2 protein-coding genes are annotated in these 3,276 nt (G+C 68.6%); both read right to left on the reverse strand.

Translation table 11 applies throughout. The annotated features are described in order from the left end of the window. A partial coding sequence (gene secA / locus QH470_RS13850; RefSeq protein WP_280272748.1) for a preprotein translocase subunit SecA occupies window positions 1–2,672 on the reverse strand: 2,672 nt, incomplete at its 3' end. 132 nt (window positions 2,673–2,804) lie between these two features. Beyond that, the coding region (locus tag QH470_RS13855; protein WP_280272749.1) for an Rv3235 family protein at window positions 2,805–3,276 on the reverse strand (472 nt) is incomplete at its 5' end.

A 3,276-nucleotide genomic window follows, 5' to 3' on the forward strand; every position in this document is an offset into this window, starting at 1 on the left:
GAGTAGGTCAGACCGCTCACGTCGCGCTGGTCGATTCCCTTGGCGCGCAAGGCCGCCGGGGCGCCGTTGACCGGTTCCTCGACCGGGGCGGGGGCGGCGGCGCCGACCGGGGAGCGCAGGCCGGGGGCTACGGCGGAGCCCTGCGGCTGGGGCTGCTGGACCTCTACCTGGAGGTTGAACAGGAAGCCGACCGACTCCTCCTTCAGGCCCTCCAGCATGGCGGCGAACATGTCGAAGCCCTCGCGCTGGTATTCGACCAGCGGGTCGCGCTGGGCCATGGCGCGCAGGCCGATGCCCTCCTTGAGGTAGTCCATCTCGTAGAGGTGCTCGCGCCACTTGCGGTCCAGCACCGACAGCAGCACCTGGCGTTCCAGGTTGCGCATACTGCCCGGACCGGCCAGGTCGTCGATCTCCTTCTCGCGGCGCTGGTAGGCGTTGTGGGCGTCGTCGAGGAGGGCGTCGAGCAGTTCCTCGCGGGTCAGCTCACCGATCTCGCCGTCGGAGTTCTCGCCGGTCAGGTCCCGGTAGTCGAGGCCGACCGGGTAGAGCGTCTTCAGTGCCGTCCACAGCTTTTCGAGGTCCCAGTCCTCGACGTAGCCGTCGGCGGTGGCGCCGTTGACGTAGGCCGTGATCACGTCGGTGATCATGTTCTCGACCTGGCCCTCCATGTCCTCACCGGACAGGATGCGCTGGCGCTCGGCGTAGATGACCGTGCGCTGTTGGTTCATCACCTCGTCGTACTTCAGGACGTTCTTGCGGATCTCGAAGTTCTGCTGCTCGACCTGGGTCTGCGCGCTCTTGATGGCCCGCGAGACCATCTTCGCCTCGATCGGCACGTCGTCGGGCAGGTTGAGCCGGGTCATGATCGACTCCAGCGCCGCGCCGTTGAAGCGCCGCATCAGCTCGTCGCCCAGCGACAGGTAGAAGCGGGATTCGCCCGGGTCGCCCTGGCGGCCGGAGCGGCCGCGCAGCTGGTTGTCGATGCGCCGCGACTCGTGCCGCTCGGTGCCCAGCACGTACAGGCCGCCGGCCTCGCGCACCGTCTCGGCGTCCTCCTCGACCTGCTGCTTCACCTGTTCCAAGGTGGGCAGCCAGTGCCGCTCGTACTCCTCCGGCGTCTCGACCGGGTCCAGGCCCTGGCGGCGCAGCAACGTGTCGGCGATGATGTCGGGGTTGCCGCCCAGCACGATGTCGGTACCGCGGCCGGCCATGTTGGTCGCCACGGTGACCGCGCCGGGGCGGCCCGCCTCGGCGATGATCTGGGCTTCCTGCTCGTGGAACTTGGCGTTGAGCACGTTGTGCGGAATGCCGCGCTTGGTGAGCAGCTTCGACAGATACTCCGAGCGCTCCACCGAGGTGGTGCCGATCAGCACCGGCTGGTTCTTCTCGTGCCGCTCGACGATGTCGTCGGCGACGGCGGCGAACTTCGATTCCTCGGTCTTGTAGATCAGGTCCGACTCGTCGGCGCGGATCATCGGCTTGTTGGTCGGGATCGGCACCACGCCGAGGTTGTAGATCGAATGCAGCTCGGCCGCTTCGGTTTCGGCGGTACCGGTCATACCGGACAGCTTGTCGTAGAGGCGGAAGTAGTTCTGCAGCGTGATGGTGGCCAGCGTCTGGTTCTCGGGCTGGATCTCCACCTTCTCCTTGGCCTCGATGGCCTGGTGCATGCCCTCGTTGTAGCGGCGGCCCACCAGGATGCGGCCGGTGAACTCGTCGACGATGATCACTTCGCCGTTGCGGACGATGTAGTCCTTGTCGCGGACGTACAGCTCCTTGGCCTTGATGGCGTTGTTCAGGTAGCTGACCAGCGGCGAGTTGGCGGCCTCGTACAGGTTGTCGATGCCCAGCTGGTCCTCGACGAACTCCACGCCCTGCTCGTGCACGCCGATGGTGCGCTTCTTGATGTCGACCTCGTAGTGCACGTCCTTCTTCAGCAGCGGCGCGATGCGCGCGAATTCGGCGTACCACTTCGAGGAGGCGTCGGCGGGACCGGAGATGATCAGCGGGGTGCGGGCCTCGTCGATCAGGATCGAGTCGACCTCGTCGACCACGGCGAAGTTGTGCCCGCGCTGGACCAGATCGTCCAGCGAGTGGGTCATGTTGTCGCGCAGGTAGTCGAAGCCGAACTCGTTGTTGGTGCCGTAGGTGATGTCGGCGTTGTACGAGGCGCGCCGCTCGGCCGGGGTCATGCCGGACAGGATCGAACCGACCTCGAGGCCGAGGAACCGGTGCACGCGGCCCATCCACTCCGAGTCGCGTTTGGCCAGATAGTCGTTGGTGGTGACGATGTGCACGCCGTCGCCGCTCAGGGCGTTGAGGTAGGCGGGCAGCACCGAGGTCAGAGTCTTGCCCTCACCGGTCTTCATCTCGGCGATGTTGCCGATGTGCAGCGCGGCGCCGCCCATCACCTGCACCTTGTAGTGCTTCTGGTTCAGCACGCGCCAGGACGCCTCGCGGGCGACGGCGAACGCCTCCAGCAGCATCTCGTCCAGGGATTCGCCGTCGGCGTAGCGCTGCCGGAACTCGTCGGTCTTGCCCCGCAGCTCCGCGTCGGTGAGGTCGGCGTACTCGTCCTCCAGGGCGAGCACTTCGTCGGCCAGCCGCGCGAGCCGCTTGACGACGCGGCCCTCACCAATCCGTAGCAACCTCGTCAGTGTCAGCGCAGGCACGGGTCTCGTCAGTCCTCTGGTCGGTGTCGTGGTTTGCGGCGCTTCATCCCCAGGGCCCCGCGGGCGGGGTCCGGTTACGCGGATGCCGCGGCAACGCCCATGGTAATGCGGCTTCCATGGTAGGCGCCGCGTTCACCTGAGCCGCAGTGCGGCCAACCGCCACTCACCGCGGCGCGCGACGATGCGTGCCGCGACGGCGAAGCGCCGGTTGCCGCGATCGTAACCGCCGCAGACCTCGGCGGCGCCGGGCGCCACGGTCGTCGTCCGCACCGATGCCAGCACCGCCGGGCCCAGCCGCCGCTCGGCGGCGCCGGTGCGGGCGAGGGTCTCGACCGCCGCGAGCACCGTCGGCTCGGCGACCGGCCCGAGCTGGGCGACCGGCCGCCGGCCGTCCACCACCTCCAGCACCAGGCGCAGCGATCGTTCGGCGAATCGCTTTGTCGCGGAATCTGTTTCGCCCTGGGAAGCGTACGATGTAGAGCGTCCGTCGTGCGGCGAGCGGCGCGGCGCCCCGCCCCGGGCCGCCGCCCCCCCGGCACCCGCCGGACCCCCATGGGACGGGCCCGGGGGACCGCGCCCCCGCGCCCCCGGCCCCCACGGGGCC

Origin of the sequence: Nocardia wallacei, assembly GCF_029868745.1 — a bacterium.
Lineage (GTDB): Bacteria > Actinomycetota > Actinomycetes > Mycobacteriales > Mycobacteriaceae > Nocardia > Nocardia wallacei_B.